4 protein-coding genes are annotated in these 19,165 nt (G+C 64.9%); all 4 read left to right on the plus strand.

The genetic code is table 11. The features are described from left to right. The 4 genes from QXZ94_RS05225 to QXZ94_RS05240 all read left to right on the plus strand — a co-directional run bounded on the left by QXZ94_RS05225 (window position 1) and on the right by QXZ94_RS05240 (window position 19,078). The gene (locus QXZ94_RS05225; protein ID WP_172130871.1) at window positions 1–1,335 is read left to right on the plus strand and encodes an HlyD family type I secretion periplasmic adaptor subunit; all 1,335 of its coding nucleotides are present in this window, start codon (window positions 1–3) and stop codon (window positions 1,333–1,335) included. 309 nt (window positions 1,336–1,644) lie between these two features. After that, a complete protein-coding gene (locus QXZ94_RS05230) occupies window positions 1,645–2,628 on the plus strand; it encodes a transglutaminase-like cysteine peptidase (protein WP_315719526.1) in 984 nt (327 codons plus the stop codon). 80 nt (window positions 2,629–2,708) lie between these two features. After that, entirely contained in the window at window positions 2,709–3,059 is a 351-nt protein-coding gene (locus tag QXZ94_RS05235) for a hypothetical protein (protein ID WP_315719527.1), read from the plus strand. Between the two features lie 410 nt (window positions 3,060–3,469). After that, window positions 3,470–19,078 carry a VCBS domain-containing protein gene (locus QXZ94_RS05240; RefSeq protein ID WP_315719528.1) on the plus strand — a complete coding sequence of 5,203 codons (15,609 nt, stop codon included), beginning with the start codon at window positions 3,470–3,472 and terminating at the stop codon, window positions 19,076–19,078. Window positions 19,079–19,165: the final 87 nt, after the last annotated feature.

Raw genomic sequence — 19,165 nt, forward strand, 5'->3', positions numbered from 1 at the left:
ATGGCGCAGAGTGATTTCGCATTCTCCAACGACATCCGCGCGGCGGTCGAATTGCGCACGCCGAAGACGGCGCGCATGCTGCTGTTCGCCTCGCTGGGCCTGTTCTTCACCTTCCTGATCTGGGCGCATTTCGCCGTGCTCGATGAGGTCAAGCGCGGCAATGGCAAGGTGGTGCCGTCCAGGCAGACCCAGGTGGTGCAATCGCTGGAGGGCGGCATCATCGCCGATCTCCTGGTTCAGGAAGGCGCGATCGTCGAGAAGGATCAGCCGCTGGCGCGCATCGAGGACACGACGTTTGCCTCTCAGTTCGGCGAGATTCGCGAGCGCCGTGGCGCGATGGCGGCGCGGGTGATCCGGCTGGCGGCGGAGACCGAAGGCCGCAGCAAGGTCGAATTTCCCGACGAACTCGTCGCCGATGCGCCGCGCGCGGTGCAGAGCGAGCGCGCGGTGTTCGACGCCCATGCCCGCAAGCTGGCGCAGGACGTCGACGTCGTGCAGCAGCAGGAGCAGCAAAAGAGCAAGGAGATCGACGAGCTCCGGGCGAGCGAGAAGCGGTTCTCGGAGACGCTGGCGCTGCTCAATCGCGAACTGGGGCTGACCCGCAAGCTCTACGAGCAGAAGGTGGTGCCTGAAATCGAGATGCTGCGCGCCGATCGCCAGGCCACCGACATGCGCGGGCAGCTCGCGGTCGTGCAGGCGAGCATCGTGAAGACCGAGTCCGCCGTGCAGGAGGCGCGCGCGCGCCGGCTCAACATCGTCACCGCCTTTCGGGCCCAGGCCGAGGACGATCTCGCCAAGTCCCGCGGCGATCTCGCCGTGCTCGACGAGAACATCAAGTCGGCTCAGGATCGCGTTCGGCGCACCGAGCTGCGTTCGCCCGTGCGTGGCATCGTCAACCGGCTCAACGTCACCACCATCGGCGCGGTCGTCGCGCCCGGCGCCAGCCTGATGGAGATCACTCCGCTCGACGATACGCTGCTGGTCGAGGGCCGCATCCGTCCGCAGGACATTGCCTTCATCCGTCCGAACCACGAGGCGGTGGTCAAGCTCAGCGCCTATGATTCCTCAGTGTACGGCTCGCTGCACGGCCGCGTCGAGCGGATCAGCGCCGACACCATCACCGACGAAAAGGGCGACAAGAACGAGCGCGGCGAGACCTTCTATCGCGTGATGGTTCGCACCGAGAAGAACCACCTCGGGACGGCCGAGCAGCCGCTCCCGATCATCCCCGGCATGGTGGCGACCGTCGAGATCCTCACCGGCAAGAAGTCCGTGCTGGACTATCTGGTCAGGCCCGCCCGGATGCTGCGCGACGAGGCCCTGCGCGAGCGCTGAGCGCGCAGCACCTCGCTCGGGTGAGCGCAAGCGCGGCTGGCTTCTCCTGGAAGGCTCATGCGATCCCGGATGTACGCTGCGCCGATCGAGGCAGCAGCCGGGACGCGCAGCGTTACCAAACCCTGAATCGATCAAATGCAACGCGATCCGGTGGGCTGCGATTAGTTGCGTTGCCAGCTTGGCCGCGGGTTTGACCGCGCCTTAACCGGCCCGAAGCGGCGCCGGCTCTATCCCTGATCCCATAACAACCGGGACGGGGACCGACACGATGATGTCGGCCGATGCCCCGGAGCATACGGGGCGTCAGTGATGTTGCGGATCGATCGGCCGCGGGGAATCCCGCGTGCGCTGGGGCTTGCGCTTGCCTTCTCGGTGGCGGCCGGTTGCGCTGGGGCCGCCTTCGCCGAGACGTCGAGCCGCAGATCCCAGCGGGACAATGCTGATAGTGCACTGTCGGTGCCGCCGCCCGTTCGTTTCTTCACCATCAATGCCGTGCTCGCCAAGCATGATGGCCTGCGCCGCGCCGCTTCAGGCCCGATCGAGGTCGCATCCAACGGCACCGCTGTGCGCGCTGGAATCGGCAGCGATGCGCCACAGGGGCCTGCGGTCCCGGCGCCCAGCGACGAGCCGTTCGGGCTGATGACGTTCCGCGCGCCCGAGGGCCTGCTGTGGATCAAATGGCGGGGAATCCAGGGCGCGATGAGCAGCGAGCGGCTGTCGATCGAGCGCTGCAATGCAGATGATGCGCGATGCTCGGCGTCGGAGCGCATCTTCATCGCGCTCAAGCGCTCGGCCGTGGCGGCCGGCGACGAGCGGGCGCGCGCGGAAATCGTCAATCGCGGCGTCAATCAGGCCGTGCGTTATGTCAGCGACGATCAGCAGCACGGCCTGCCGGACGTCTGGAGCGCGCCGCTGCAGACCCTGCGGAGCGGGCTCGGCGACTGCGAGGACTACGCGATCGCCAAATACGCCTTGTTGCTGGCGGCAGGTACACCCGAATCCGATCTGCGGCTGCTTTTGGTGCGTGACCTCGCCGTGCGGCAGGATCACGCGGTTCTCGCCGTGCGAATCGACGGCAAGTGGCTCGTCCTCGACAATCGGCGGGCCACGCTGATGGAAGGTCGTGATCTGCAATCCTTCATGCCGCTGTTTGCGATCGACCAGCGCGGCGTCAGCCTGTTCGCGGCGCCCTATGCGGAACGCCTGCACCACGAGAGCGAGAGCGATCTCGCGCCGGCGGCCGAGGCGGAGACCGGCGGCGGCTGGCAGCCGGGCGCGCCGCTGCTGCTTTGACTTGCGTCGCCACGACGACTTGTCGTCGCGGCGATTTGCGGTCTTAATGCGCGCGGGAAGCTGGCGAGCGGAGGATTGCAGTGAAGATCAAGCAGGTCATGATGTACGGGGCGTTGGCCCTCGCGGCAGTCGGTGGGTCTGTCGGCAGCGCAGCGGCGCATGATCTCATGTTGCCCGGCGCAGCGTTCGCGATCTCTTGCGACAACGGCGGCAACTATGTGCTGCGTTCTCGTCCCGTGCTCGCGCCCGGGCAAATCGTCACAGGCGAGCTGCGTCTCAGCGCGCATCACGCCATCCCTGTTCGTCTGATCCCAATGGGCAATGGCTACCGCTATGCGGGCCGCGGTGTGTGGCTCGACGGCATCAATGACCAGGCGATGTTGTACCTGCGCAAGTACGAGCCGATCCCCTGCGTCGTCAGCCGGATCTGACCGCTCCGGTCTTTTTCAATCTTTCAGAAGAATAACCCCCGTCTCCCGCAAATAATTCGCGGGAGGCGGTTCCATTTCGTCGATTTTGAGGCGTTCCTGCCTTATTCGCACGCCGCGCGCGGTGCCCTTCGACAAGTATAGCCGGCCCGAATACCTGAGAGCCCGGCCCAGATTAATAGAATAGACCCGTTCTATTCTTGAGTCCGATCCCGGACGTCCCGCAGTCCCCAAGCATTTCCGCCGGCCCGTTGACCTTGGTAAACGCGGCTGCACTTGACTGCATTTACCCAAAGTCCCTAAAGTCCGGTTAAGAGACGCTGGTAATATTGACCCGAATTAAACTTTAATAATAGTTTAATCGCAGAAATGGGAGCGCCACCAAGGCGCCCCGACTTTGGAGATTTTGGCGCATGAACGCTCCTGTCTTGCTGGCCCAGTTGACCGGCACGTCCTCGCAGCCCACCAGCGCCTCTGCAAAGCACATCAAGATTGGCAAGCCGCAGGGCAGCCAGTCCGTTACGGTCCAGCTGAACGGCCAGAACCAGATCGATCTCAGCGAGATCGCCAGCGAGCGGCTGACATTCGTCAAGATCGGTAGCCGCCTGATCATTCTGTTCGACAATCAGTCGACGGTGGCGATCGAGCCTGTCTTCGACAACAACGGCGCGCCGTTGAAGGACGTCAGCTTCGAAGTCGGCCCTGACCGAATCATCAACGGCGATCAGTTCGCCGAGCTGTTTCCGATCACGACCGACCAATCGGTGTTGCCGGCGGCCGGAACGGCGGGTGCGCCGGGCGTGCCGGCCGGCGCGAATTTCGGCGCCTTCACCATCGATCAGCTGACGGGCGGCACGCCGCTGGCTCTGTTGGCCGGCGAGTCCACCGGGACCAATTTCGGCGACACTCCGACCACGCCGAACCCGACGCCGATCCCCGGCGGCGTCCAACCCGCGCTGCTGAACGAAGATGGCTTGTCCGAGGGGCAGCCCGGCGGCAACGGCGACGTCGGTGGCGTAGCCACGAGCTTCACCGGCTCGCTGAACGTCGATTTCGGCACCGACGTGATCGGCCGCGCCTTCGCGTTTGCGGCCTCGCAGCCGGGGCTGGCGGGGCTGACATCCGGCGGCGAGGAGGTGCATTTTGCGATCACCACCATCAACGGCCAGCCGGAGCTGATCGGCTATATCGGCAGCGATCCGTCGATCACGGCCAACCAGGTCTTCACCATCACGCTCGACGCCAATTCGACGATCGCGGGGACCTATACCGTTACGCTGCTGCGCCCGCTCGACCATCCGGTGTTCGGGACCGAAGACACGCTGAACCTCACCGTCGATGTCATCGCGATCGATGGCAGCGGCGACACGGCGCCGGTGACGATCGTGATCGGCGTGAACGACGATTCTCCGGTCGCGTCGACCATTGAGACCACGGCACTGGCCGAGCAGACCAACGGCGAAGGCGGGTTCGTCCAGACCACCGAGACGGTGGACCTCGGCATCTCCTGGGGCGCCGACAGCGGCAACAACAAGGTCGACGGCGGTTCGACCGGCACGGTGGTCGACGGCGACCGCTCGCTGGTGTTCGCGTCGTCCGAGATCGCGACGCTTCAGGCGCTCGGTCTGACCTCCAACGGCGAGGCCATTTCGTACAGCCTCTCGGCCGACGGCACCGAAATCATCGCCACCGCCGGCAGCGGTGAGGGCGAGCGCACCATCTTCACGGTCACGCTGTCCGACACGGGATCCGGCAGCTACACCTTCACGCTGTCCGACAACATCGACCACAACGGCGCCAATGGCGCGTCGCAGCCGCTGACGTTCAATGTAGTCGCGACCGACGCCGACGGCGACCCGGTCGACAGCGCCTTCACGGTCAATATCGGCGACGACGGCCCGAGCTTCGGCGAACGGCCGAGCTACTCGGTCGTCGATGAGGACGGCCTCGGCAATCCCGGCGACAGCTACCATTCCGGAGGCGAGGAGGGCGGCGAGGGCGACAGCTTCAAGCTCGCCGTCATCAAGAGCGGCGATGCCGATGGCGAGGACCTCACGGTCACCGAGACGCTCGGAATCCGCTGGGGCTCCGACGATGCGAACATCAACGTCGACGGCGGCATCGACGGTGCGCCGGTCAACGGCGACCGCGCCGTCACCTTCTCTGCGGACGTGGTGTCGACGCTCGAGGCGCAGAATCTCACCTCCGACGGCTTCACGCTGCGCTACGAGCTGTCGTCAAACGGCACGGTGCTGACCGCCTATCGCTACGACGCCGAACACGAAACCTATGTCGGCGCCGACGGCAAGCCGCTGAACGTCGAGGGGAGCGAGGGGCTTTCGGGCGCCGTGGTGTTCACGGTGTCGCTGTCCGACGTGGACCGCGGCTCCTACACCTTCACGCTGTCGGGCAATCTCGATCATCCCGAGCATGGCGCCGAAGACGACATCACGCTCGATCTCGGCTTCGTTGCCACCGATTCCGACGGCGACCAGATCACCGACACCTTCACGGTGAAGGTCAACGACGACGCGCCTGTCTTCGGCGAGAAGCCGAGCTATTCGGTGGTCGACGAGGACGGCCTCGGCAATGCCGGAGACAGCTATAAGGGCGGCACCGACGCCTTCGGCGAAGACCTGACCGTGACCGACACGCTCGGCATCCGCTGGGGCGCCGACAGCGCCAACAGCCATGTCGACGGCGGTATCACCGGCGCGTCCGTCAACGGCGACCGCGCCGTCACCTTCGCGCCCGACGTCGTCGCGACGCTCGAGGCGCAGAATCTGACCTCGGACGGCTTCGCGCTGCGTTACGAGCTGTCGGCGGACGGCACCACGCTGATCGCCTATCGCGCCGACGCTCTCAGCGAGGGCAGTGAAGGGGGCTCGGGCACGCTGGTGTTCACGGTGTCGCTGTCCGATCAGGGCTACGGCTCCTACACCTTCACGCTGTCGGCCAATCTCGATCATCCGCAGCATGGCAGCGAAGATGATCTGACGCTGCATCTCGGCTTCGTTGCCACCGATTCCGACGGCGACGCGATCACCGACACCTTCACGGTCAAGATCAACGACGACGCGCCCGTCATCGGTGCGGAGCAGAGCTCCGGCCAGGTCGACGAGGATGGCCTCGGCAATGTCGGCGACAGCTATGCGGAGGGCAACGACGCGGCCGGTGCCGATCTGACGGTGACCAAGTCGCTCGGCATCCTCTGGGGGGCTGACGGCGCCAACAGCCATGTCGATGGCGGCATCGACGGCTCGCCGGTCAACGGCGACCGTGCCGTCACTTTCGATTCCATGGCGATCCCCTCGCTCGCCGAGCTCGGGCTGACGTCGAACGGCGTTGCGCTGACCTATGCTGTGACCGAGAACGGCACGCTGCTGACCGCGTACCGGTTTGACGGCGAGCACTACATCGACGCCAACGGCCAGCCGACGGAGGATCTCGCCGGCGCCGCGGTATTCACCGTGTCGCTGTCGGACCAGAATGCCGGGTCCTACACTTTCACGCTGGCCGGCAACCTCGATCATCCGGTCCATGGCAGCGAAGACAATCAGGCGCTGTTCTTCAGCTACACCGCCACCGACTCCGACGGGGATGCGATCAACGGCAGCTTCGTCGTCGAGGTCAATGACGACGCGCCTGTGCTCGACGGCAAGCCGAGCCACACGGTCGTCGACGAGGATGGCCTCGGCAATGACGGCAACAGCTATGAGGATGGCGGCGATGCGGCCGGCGCCGAACTGACGGCGACCGGCACGCTCGGCATCGTCTGGGGCGCTGATAGCGCCAACGGCAATGTGGATGGCGGCATCAACGGCTCCCCCGTCAACGGCGATCGCGCCGTCACTTTCGCCGCGAACGTGGTGGCCTCGCTCGAGGCCCAGAACTTCACCTCGGACGGCTTCGTGCTGCACTACGAGGTGTCGTCGAACGGCACGGTGCTGACCGCCTATCGTTACGACGCGGCGAACGAAACCTATATCGGCGCCGACGGCAAGCCGACGGAGCAGGCCGGCGCCGCGGTGTTCACGGTCTCGCTGTCCGACATGGACGCCGGCTCCTACACGTTCGAGCTGACCGGCAATCTCGATCATCCGGTGCATGGCACCGAGGACGACATCACCCTCAATCTCGGCTTCGTCGCCACCGATTCCGACGGCGATGCGATCACCGGCAGCTTCACTGTCGACGTCAACGACGACGCGCCGACCTTCGGCGAGCGCGTCTCCTATTCGGTGGTCGACGAGGACGGGCTCGGCAATCCCGGCAATTCCTATGCGGACGGTAAGGATGCCGCCGGCGTCAATCTGACCGTGACTGATTTCCTCGGCATCCAGTGGGGTGCCGACAGCGCCAACGGCAAGGTCGACGGCGGCATCAGCGGTTCGCCGGTCAACGGTGATCGCGCCGTCACCTTTGCCGCGGACGTGATCGCGACGCTCGACGCCAAGAATCTGACGTCGAATGGCTTTGGGCTGACCTATGTCGTGTCCGAGAACGGAACGCTGCTGTCGGCCTATCGCTACGATGCCGCGCACGAGACCTATGTCGACGCGAATGGCAAGCCGACGGACGATCCGGCGAGCGCCGCGGTGTTCACGGTGTCGCTGTCCGATCAAGGGCAGGGGGCCTACACCTTCACCCTGATCGACAATATTGATCATCCCGTCCGCAACACCGAGGACGACGTCACGCTGACGCTGGGCTTCGTCGCCACCGATTCCGACGGAGACGCGGTCACCGACACCTTCACCGTGAAGGTCAATGACGACGCGCCGGTGCTGAACCGGGAGATCGCGACCGGTGTGGTCGACGAGGACGGACTGGCGACCGGCATCGCCGGCGGTCCGAACGACGTGCCCGGCCAGAACACGGTCGCGACTGGAAATCTCGGCATCTCCTGGGGTGCCGACAGTGCCAACAATCTCGGCAATGTCGGGATCACCGGCGCCTCGCCGGTCGCGGGCGATCGCGCGGTCACCTTCGCGTCTGACGCCACCACCACGCTCGCAGGTCAGCATCTGACCTCGAACGGCATTGCGCTGACCTACGCCGTCAGCGAAGGCGGCACGCTGATCACGGCCTACCGCTTCGACGGCCAGCACTATATCGACGGCAACGGCAACTGGACCAACAGCAAGGCCAACGCCGCTGTCTTCACGGTCAAGCTGTCCGACGTGGATTCCGGCTCCTACACCTTCACGCTGCTGGACAATCTCGACCACCCCGTTCCGAATACCGAGGACAACATCGGGCTGACGCTGAAGTACGTCGTCACCGATTCCGACGGCGACCAGGTCAGCGGCACGTTCAAGGTCAGCGTCAACGACGACAGCCCGGTGGCGCAGGCCGGCACTGCCAAGAGCATCAGCGAAGCCGCTCTCGGCGCCGGCGGTGATTGCGACTTCGGCGGACACGACGATGATGGGCACCACGGTGATGGGCATGGCGGCGGCAGCGATCCGCAGGTCACCGGCGCGCTCAACATCAATTGGGGTGCCGACAACAACGACCGCGGCGCGGCCGATCGATCGGTCAGTTTCGCCAACACCTCCAACGCCGCGGCCGATGTCCATGTGACCAACGGCAGCGATGTTGCGCTCAGCGGCCTGACATCGGACGGCCAGACCGTGAAATACGCCTTCGATCATGGCGTGCTGGTCGGCTACACCGGCAGCAACCTGGCCTTCGGCCAGCGCGTGTTCGAGGTCTCGCTGGATGACGACGGCACCGGCACCTACACCTTCAAGCTGCTCGGCAATCTCGATCATCCGGCCGGGCAGGGCAGCAACGTCGTCAAGCTGACGTTCGACTATACCGCGACCGATTCCGACGGCGATTCGAGCAGCAGCACCTTCACCGTCACCGTCGTCGACGATGTCCCGACGATCGGGCATGCCGACAATGAGACGGTCAGCGAATCCAACCTGCCGACCGATCTCTACGATGTCGCCTTCCCGGATTCGCCATATTCGACCGTCCAGACCGGCGGGCTCGCCATCTCCTGGGGAGCCGACGACAACGACTCCGGCGCGACCAACAACCGCTCGGTGGCGTTCTTCAACACGACCGCACCGGATGGCCTGACCTCGAATGGCTATGCGGTCAGCTACGTGATCTCGGCCGACGGCACCACGCTCACCGCCGTCACCACCGACCATCGCACGGTCTTCACCGTCACGCTGAGCGACGACGGCGATGGCAGCTACAAGTTCACGCTGCTCGACAACATCGACCACAGCGGCGCGGGCAGCGACAGCCGAGCGCTGAACTTCGGCTTCAAGGCGACCGATTCCGACGGCGACAGCGCCACCAGCAGCTTCACGGTGCAGGTCACCGACGATGTGCCGACGATCGGCTGCGCCGACGACGAGACCGTCAGCGAAGCAAGCCTACCGACGACCAGCTACGACACCAGCCATCCCGATGCGTCGAACTCGACGGTGCAGACCGGTGATCTCGACATCTCCTGGGGCGCCGACGACAACAACAGCGGCGTCGGCCACAACCGGTCGGTGGTGTTCACCACCGCCGCCGGTGCAACAGGCCTCACCTCCGACGGTTCGGCAATCAGCTACACGGTGTCCAGCGACGGCACGCTGCTGACGGCCGTCAGCGCCGACAACCGTACGATCTTCACCATCCAGCTGTCCGATAGCGGCGACGGCAGCTACAAGTTCACGCTTTACGACAACCTCGATCACCCTGCTTCGGGCGCGAACGACGACGGCCTGCCGCTGACCTTCGGCTTCAAGGCGACGGATTCCGACGGCGACGGCGTCACGAGCACCTTCAAGGTCAACGTGATCGACACTGCGCCGGTCGCGGCGGCCGGCGATTCCCGGACCGTCGACGAGGACGATCTGTCGAACGGCACCGATTCCTCCAAGGAATCGACGACCGTCAGCGGCGACCTCAACATCAGCTGGGGCAGCGACGACAACAACAAGACGGCCGGCGGCGGCCTCGGCGACCGGTCGGTCTCGTTCCGCTATTCGAGCGCCAGCGCCAACGTCGACGCGGAGGACAGCTCTGGCCGCAATCTGACGCTGACCTCGGACGGACAGACCGTCAAATATGCCTTCGAGAACGGCGTGCTGGTCGGCTACACCGGCACCGATCTTGCTCACGGCGCCCGTGTGTTCGAAGTGTCACTGAGCGATCAGAACGACGGCTCCTACAGCTTCAAGCTGCTCGGCAACATCGATCATCCCGCCGGCTCCGGCGAGAACCTCGTCAATCTCTCTTTCAGCTTCACGGCGACCGACGGCGACGGCGACACGTCGAGCAACAGCTTCACCGTTTCGGTGAATGACGATGTGCCGGTGGTGGGGACGCCGAGCGGCGCGACGCTGACCGAGAATACCACGGGTGCCGCGGGTGCGGAGGCGTTCGAGACGCAAACGGCGTCGAATGTCGCGCTCAACATCAACTGGGGCGCCGACGACGGCAATGCGGGCACGGCCAACCGCGCCATCGCGTTCGATCCGACGATCGACAGCGGCGACATCGTGCGCACGACCGGTTCGGGCAGCCCGGCGCTGACCTCGAACGGCGTGACCGTGCAGTTCATCCGCGTCTCGGATACGGAGATCTGGGGCGTCGCCAATGACAATGGCGGCTCGCTGAGCCTGAGCGACCGCAAGGTGTTCCACGTCACCCTGTCTGACAACGGCTCGGGGAACTACACTTTCGAGCTCCTGGACAATGTCGATCACATCGGCTCCGGCCAGACCAACGCGCTCGCGCTGAAGCTCGGCTTCACCGCGACCGACGCCGACGGCGATTCAGCCACAGGCAACTTCACCGTCACCATCAATGACGACAACGGCCGTCCGGCGATCGGTACGCCGGTGGCTGGCACCGTCGATGAGGACGGTCTGTCCGGCGGCAACACGGCAGCGGCAACCGGCGACGTCGCCGGCGCCAATATCGCCGCAACAGGCTCGCTGGCGATCTCCTGGGGCGCCGACGACAACAACAGCGGCTCGGCCAATCGCGCGGTGGCCTTCTCCGGCTTCACCAACGGCGCGAACGCGTCGTCGGATGCAGGCCTGCTCAAGGTCAATGGCGAGCAGGTCAAGTACTGGGTGGTCGGCAACACCCTCTACGGCTACACCGGCTCCAATCCGGTTAATGCCAACACCGCGCCGGCGGCCTCCAACCAGGTCTTCAAGGTCAGCCTCGATGATTCCGGTTCGGGCAGCTACAGCTTCACGCTGCTGAAGCATGTCGATCATCCGGCGGGCCAGAGCGAGAACGACATCAAGCTGACCTTCGGCTTCACCGCCACCGATGCCGATGGCGACAGCACCAGCTCGTCCTTCGCCGTCACGATCAACGACGACAGCCCAGTGGCGACCGCGACCGTGCAGTCTGTTGCCGTCTATGAGAGCGAGCTGCCGAACGGAACGGTGACCGTCGCTAACGGCGGCTTGCATGGCGGCGACCTCAACGGCGATGCCAATGGTAACGATTCCTACTATACGGGTAATCTGACCTCGCTGGTGTCGTTCGGCGCCGACAAGCCCGGCACCTACAGGGTCGAGAAGACCAACCTCGCGCCTGAGCTGCTGTCGCTGACCTCGGGCGGCGTGGCGCTGACCTACAGCATCGATACCGCCAACAACATGCTGGTGGCGAAGGCCGGCAGCGTGACGATCTTCGAATTCCAGGTCGACGCCAACACCGGCCAATATTCGTTCCGCCTGAAGGGGGCGCTCGACCACGTCGGCACCGGCCATGACAACGCGCTGACGCTCGACATGTCGACGGCCGTGACCGCCGTCGATTCCGACGGCGACTCGCTTGCGCTGCACGGCCAGATCATCATCACCGTCAACGACGACAGCGCGCAGTCGCAGGACGTCGAGACGGTCGGCATCTCGGAGGCGGCCGGCAGCGTTTCGACGGGCGCGGTCGATCTGCAGATCACCTATGGCGCCGACGGTGACAGCTCGGGCCCGTCGGTGACGTTCCCCGGCGCCTCGCCGGTGCGCGTCTACGACGCCGCTCATCACCAGATGTCGGGGCTGACCTCGCTCGGCTTCGGGCTGAGCTACGTGCTCTCGGCGGATCACACCACGCTGACCGCCTACCGCATGAGCGGCATCGACTATATCGGCCAGAACGGCCAGGTCACCGGCAACGCCGCTGACGCCGCCGTGTTCACGGTGACGCTGTCGGAGGCCGGCAGCGGCTCCTACAATTTCACCCTGCTGCAGCCGCTCGATCATCCGGCTCCGATCGGAACGGCCAGCGCAGCCGACCAGTATCTCGACCTCAACTTCGCGTTCGAGGTGGAGGACCGCGATCACGACGTCTTCGCCAACAATTTCACGGTCCGGGTCGATGCCGCCGGCACGGTGACGACGACGCGCTACGATGCTGCGAACTCGCCGGTGTTCATCAATCTCGGCGACAGCTCGGCAACGATCCTCGGCGAGACCGTCGGGGCTCACAGCGTGACCGACCGTGCCTCGGTGACCGACAAGGTGGTCGGCATCGACAAGCTCGGCGGCGTGACCGAGGCGCACGGCTCCGGCGGCGACGACATCCTGGTCGGCGGCAGCGGGGTCGACAAGCTGTTCGGCGGTGCGGGAAACGACGTCATCAAGGGCGGGGCAGGTGCGGACCAGCTGTTCGGCGGGGCTGGGAACGACACCTTCCTCCACACGGTCGGTGACGGCGACGACGTCGTCGATGGCGGCTCGGAGTCCGGCTCGGCCTTCCCGGACTACGACGTGCTCGCGATCTCTGGCGATGCGAATGCGCGGAACTTCACCATCGGCAAGACCTCGTCCGGTACGGCCATCGATCCGACGCTGAATGACGCAGCGGCGAGCAACGCCACTGACATCCTGGTGCGCTATGACGGCCCGAACGGCGCGACCATCCGCGCCGACGAGATCGAGCGCGTCACCATCGCAGGCGGCGGCGCCAGCGATACGGTGACGATCACCGACATCAGCGGCACCGCGATCGCGCCCTCGACCATCGTATTCAACGGCGGCTCCGGCAACGACACGCTCGACCTGACCCGGTTCGCCGGCAACACCAGCGTGGTCTCGGACGGCGGCTCCGATAGCGACACCGTGAAGTTCGGCTTCAAGCTCGCCGACGCGACCTACACCAAGGTGTTCGGCTCGGATGGTGTGACGCTGATCGGCGTGCAGGTCACCCATGGCGGACTGACCGACACCTTCACAAACTACGAAAGCTTCACGTTCACCGACGGCACGCGAACCCTGACGGGCATCTTCAACACCCCGCCGGTCGCGCATGACGACAGGGTGGAGGCGTCGGAGGATTCGCCGCTCACGATCAACGCGCTGTTGAATCTGCTCAACAACGACACCGACGTCGACAACGACACGCTCACCGTCACCGGCGTCGGCAATGCCACGCACGGCACGGTTTCGCTGAACAACGGCAATCCGCTGTTCACGCCGGACAGGAACTTCTCCGGCGTCGCCGGCTTCGACTACACGATCAGCGATGGCGATGGCGGCACCGCGACCGCGCATGTCACGGTCGATGTTGCGCCGAAGGCGGATTCGCCGACAATAGGCTTCTTCGAGGTCGGGCCGGCCACGGGCGCCGAGGACAGCGCGATCGCCCTCAAGGTGATGACGGCCGGGGTCAGCGATCACGACGGCTCCGAAAACCTGCGGATGCTGATCACGGGATATCCGGACGGTGCGACCTTCTCGGTCGGCCATGCCGGCACCGGTGCCGATGCCGGCAAGTGGGTGATCGACGACCAGACCGCGATCGTCAACTTCAACAGCCAGCCGCTCAAGGTGACGCCGCCGGCAAACTACAACGGCACCTTCACGCTGTCGGTCTCCGTGGAGGTCACCGACCAGGCGACGCTGTCGGACGGCCAGGTTCACAGGGACGTGGCGATCACTGATCTGCAGACCATCGACGTCACCGTTACTCCGGTCAATGACGCGCCCGAGATCCACGCGCCGACGCAGGTGACCACGAACGAGGACACGTCGTTCCAGTTCACCGGTGCCAACGCGTTCAACTTCTCCGACGCAGACGGCGATGTCGTTGCGTTCGTGAGGTTGGACATCGTCGGCGGGACGCTCTCGATCCCGTCTCTCGGCGTCTTCGACGCCAGCCAGACGCTCACGATGAGCGGGTTCAAGATCAGCGATCTGAACAACTATCTCGCGTCCGCCGTATTCACGCCGGCCGCCAACAATGACGTGGCGGGATCGGTCACGATCACCATCAACGACAACGGCAATGTCGGCAGCGGCGGCAGTCTGAGCGCGACGCAGACGATCACGATCAACATCAACCCGATCGAGGATGCTCCGATTGCCGGCGATGACACGGCGACGGCGACCGAAGATGCGACGCTGACCGTGTCCAACCCGGTGCAGGGCGTCCTGCACAACGACCGCGATCCGGACACCGGCGACACCTTGAGCGTCGTCGCGGGCGACTTCACGACGGCCAAGGGCGGCACGATCCACTTCAACGCCGACGGCACCTATGTCTACAAGCCGAAGGCCGACTTCTACGGCGCCGATACGATCGACTACACCGTGCGCGATGCGGCCGGGCAGACGGACACCGGTACGCTGACGATCAACGTGACCCCGGTGAACGATGCGCCCGAGGTCCATGCACCGACGCAGGTGACCGCCAATCAAGGCGTGGCGTTCGCTTTCAGCGGCGCGAACGCGATCACGTTCTCGGACGCGGACGGGGATGTCGTGGCGTTCGTGAGGTTGGACATCGTTGGCGGCATGATCTCGATCCCGTCGCTCGGCGTGTTCGACGCCAGCCAGACGCTCACCATGAGCGGGTTCAAGATCAGCGATCTGAACCACTATCTGGAATCGGCCGTGTTCACGCCGAACAGCGACCAGCCGGGCTCGGTCACGATCACCATCAACGACAATGGCAATGTCGGCGGCGGCAGCCTGAGCGACTCCCAGACCGTCAATATCGCGGTCATCCCGGCCAACGATCCGCCGGTCGCAAACTCCGATACCAATGCGGTGCTCGAGGACGGCACGATCAACATTGCGGCGGCCAATGGCGTCGTCCGCGGCTCGACGGGCGGCTCGGTCGCCGACACCGATGCCGACACCGGCGTCTCGTCGCTCGTGGTGTCCGGCGTCGTCGCCGGCACCGGCAGCGTGACGCAGGGGGCGGGTGTGGGTACCTCGATCGAGGGCGCCTACGGCCATCTGACCTTGAACGCCGACGGCTCCTACACCTACGTCGCCGACAAGGCCGCTGCGTTGGCCGCCGGCGTCAATGCGATCGATACCTTCACCTACACCGACAAGGATCCGTCGGGCGCGGTGTCGAACACCGCGACCCTGAAGATCACCGTCACCGGCGTGAACGACGCGGCCGTGATCACCGGCGATTCCACCGGCACGATCGCGGAGGAGGGAGGCGTGGGCAACAGCCAGAGCAGCCCGCTCTATGCCATCGCCCGCGGCGACCTCAATGCGACCGACGTCGACGGCCACAACGACGTGTGGCAGGCGGCCGCTTCCAACACGGCCAACGGCTATGGCTGGTTCGACATCGGCAGCGACGGCAAGTGGACCTACGGCCTCTACAACAACAATCCGACGATCCAGGCGCTGAAGGAAAACCAGACCACGCTGACCGACAGCTTCACGGTCTACACCGAGGACGGCACTCCCAAGACGGTGACGATCCAGATTATCGGCAACAATGATGCGCCGACCCTGCAGAACGCGATCGTCGACCACAATTCGGCGGAGGACCAGCCGTTCAGCTTCACCATTCCGGCGAACACCTTCGCGGACATCGATGGTCGTTTCGACGGCACCAACGGTCCGCTGACGCTGGAGGCGGTTCAGCAGGACGGTAGTGCGCTGCCAGCCTGGCTGCACTTCGATGCGGCGACGGGCACCTTCAGCGGGACACCGCCGGTGAACTTTGCCGGCGCGGTCAACGTCACCGTGTATGCCGGCGATGGCGAATATGCCGCCTCGGACACCTTCACGCTGACGATCACGCCGGTCAATGACGGCGCCGCAACGGTGACGGTGACGGGCACCGCGAACCAGGGCCAGACGCTGACGGCCAATCTCGGCAGCGATCCGGACGGCGCGGCATCCAACGTGGTCTATCACTGGCTGCGGGATGGTGCCGTCATCAACGGTGCGTCCGGGACGACCTATACGCTCGGCGCCAACGACGTCGGCCACAAGATCTCGGCCAACGTCACCTACATCGACGGCCAGGGCTTCAGCGAGAACGTGACCAGCAGCCAGACCGGCACTGTCACGGTCCCGAACCACGCCCCGACGTTCGGATCGGGCACCACTGCGGGAAGCGTCACGGAGGATGCCTCCTATGCCGCGAACACCGGCAATCTGATCCAGAACGACTCGTTCTTCTACTACAATGGCAGCTTCTACACGCTGTCGGCCTGGACCGTCGGCGGTGCCCAGGAAGTGATGGTGATGGGCGGCCACACCGATGGCGGTTCGGCCTATTTCTATGACGACCCGACCTCGCTGAGCCAGACCATCACCACGGTCGTCGGTGCGACCTATGTCGTCGACTACTACACGTTGAATGGCGGCAGCCTGAGCCTGAGCGTCAACGGCTCAACCGTGCAGACGAGCGGTTCCAACTTCGGCTGGACGGAGCACTCCTACCAGTTCACGGCGACCTCGACGTCGACGGTGATCAAGTTCACAGGCTCCGGTGACGTTTCGCTGGACGACGTCTCCGTGCAGATCGCTGGCGTGACGCCCGGCGTCGAAAAGGCGTCCGGCGCGATCGCCTTCACCGACGTGGACGGCGACGTCCAGACCGTGACGTACAGCACGCCGAACGGCAGCAATTACTACGGTTCGTTCAACGCCACGGTCGACAACGCCAATCACAAGGTGAACTGGACGTTCAGCGTCAACGATGCCGACATCCAGTCGCTGCGCGCCAGCGACCACATCGATCAGACCTACACGGTGAAGATCGACGACGGCCATGGTGGGACCACGACCCAGACCGTCACCATCACCGTGAACGGCGTCAACGATGCCGCGTCGATCTCGGGCACCGCGGCAGGTACGGTGAAGGAGGACGGCACGCTGACCGCCGGTGGCACGCTGACGGTCTCCGACGTCGACAGCGGCGAGAACCAGTTCCAGACCCCGGCCTCGCTGGCCGGCACCTATGGCACCTTCACCTTCAACGCCGTGACCGGTGCGTGGGGCTACACGCTCAACAATTCGGCCGCCAACGTTCAGGCGCTCAACGACGGCGACGTCAAGCACGACACGCTGACGGTGAAGTCGGTCGACGGCACCGCGAGCCAGGTCATCGACGTCACCATCAACGGCACCAACGAGCCGGCGCCGCTGGCTGTCGTCGACACCACGAGCGTGGACGGACGCTATGCGCTGTCCCAGAATACCGATTCGCCGAACACGATCAGCCTGAATGCTGCCTCGCTGTTCTCCGGAGGCTACGGGACGGTCACCTACACCTATGCCCTGGTCTACAGCTCGACCGGCGACGATGGCTGGATTCAGCGCAGCGGCAGCCAGTTCACCGGCAATCCGGACAACAACGATGCCGGCCTGTACGTCTACAAGGTGACGGCGACCGACTCGGTGTCGTCGGTGTCGACCTATCTCGCCTTCAACGCGCTCGACAACGGAGCGTTGAATCTCACCATCAACTCGCTGTCGCCCAATTCGAACGTCGTCGGCTCGGCCCCATGGCTGTCCGGCTACAGCGCGAACGACGGCGACGCGATCACCGCGACGGTGGACAACCCGCTCGAAGCCAACGCCAACAACGGCTACGACGTGATGATCGGGTCGAGCGGCGGCAACAACTTCAACGGCGGCGCCGACGATGACGGCATCTACGGTCTCGGCGGCAACGACACGCTGCTCGGTGGTGCCAACACCGACTACATCAGTGGCGGCGCCGGCAACGACTCGATCCGGGGCGGCAGCGGCAACGATTTCACGATCGGTGGTTCCGGAAATGATACCTTCTATTGGGGTGTGAACGACGGCGTCGACATCGTCGACGGCGGCATCGGTACCGACACCTTCACGATTGAGGGCACCTCGTCCCAGGATCTGGTGTGGGTCACGCTTGCCGGCGGCGTCATCACCGACGTCAACGGGACCAAGCTCAGCAACATCGAGGCGGTGACGGCCGATCTCGGCAGCAGCAGCAGCGATACGCTGACCTACGTCACCAGCGAGGACGTGACGGTCAATCTCGGAGCCGGAACGGCGACCGGCTTCAGCTCGATTGCCAATATCGAGCGCGTGACCGGCGGTTCGGGCGACGATACGTTGATCGGCAGCGGTGCCAACAACACGATCAATGGCGGCGATGGTGACGACATCATCCGCGGTGGTGGCGGCAGCGACACCATTGACGGCGGCGTCGGCATCGACCTGCTCGACTTCTCCGATGCGACGGCCGGCATCACCTTCACGCTGGCGCAGAGCAGCTCCAACACGACCGGACCGACGTTGGCCGGGATCGGCCAGGACACCTACAAGAACATGGAAGGCGTGATCGGCTCGAACTTCAACGATACGATCATCGGCTCGAGCAGCGCGGACGTTCTGATCGGCGGCCGTGGCAGCGATCAGCTGACCGGCAATGGCGGCTCTGACACCTTCAAGTGGCAGGCCGGCGATCTCACCGGCGGTGGTCTCGACAGCATCCTCGACTTCCAGTCGGGCAGCGGCGGCGATGTCATCGATCTGTCCGGCCTGCTGTCCGGCGTCTCCGGCAACCACGCCGATGCGGTCCGCTTTGTCGATGGCGGTGGGCACTCCAGCCTCGCATCGGCGAACGGCAGCGGCGTGCTGAACAATGGCGATCTGACGCTGCAGGTCAATCTCGGTTCCGGCTGGACCAATGTCGCGACGATCAAGGACACCGGCACCAACTTCACGGGAGGTGACGACGTGATCAAGATGATCCTCGACAACAGTCACGCTCAGACCCAGGTCCACGTCTGATCCGAACTGGACAGGCGAGACGAGAATCGAAAGGGCCGCCCAAGGGGCGGCCCTTTTTCATGGTCGGAACCATCGCCGAGCCATGGT

Source organism: Bradyrhizobium sp. SZCCHNS2022 (genome assembly GCF_032377575.1).
Lineage (GTDB): Bacteria > Pseudomonadota > Alphaproteobacteria > Rhizobiales > Xanthobacteraceae > Bradyrhizobium > Bradyrhizobium aeschynomenes.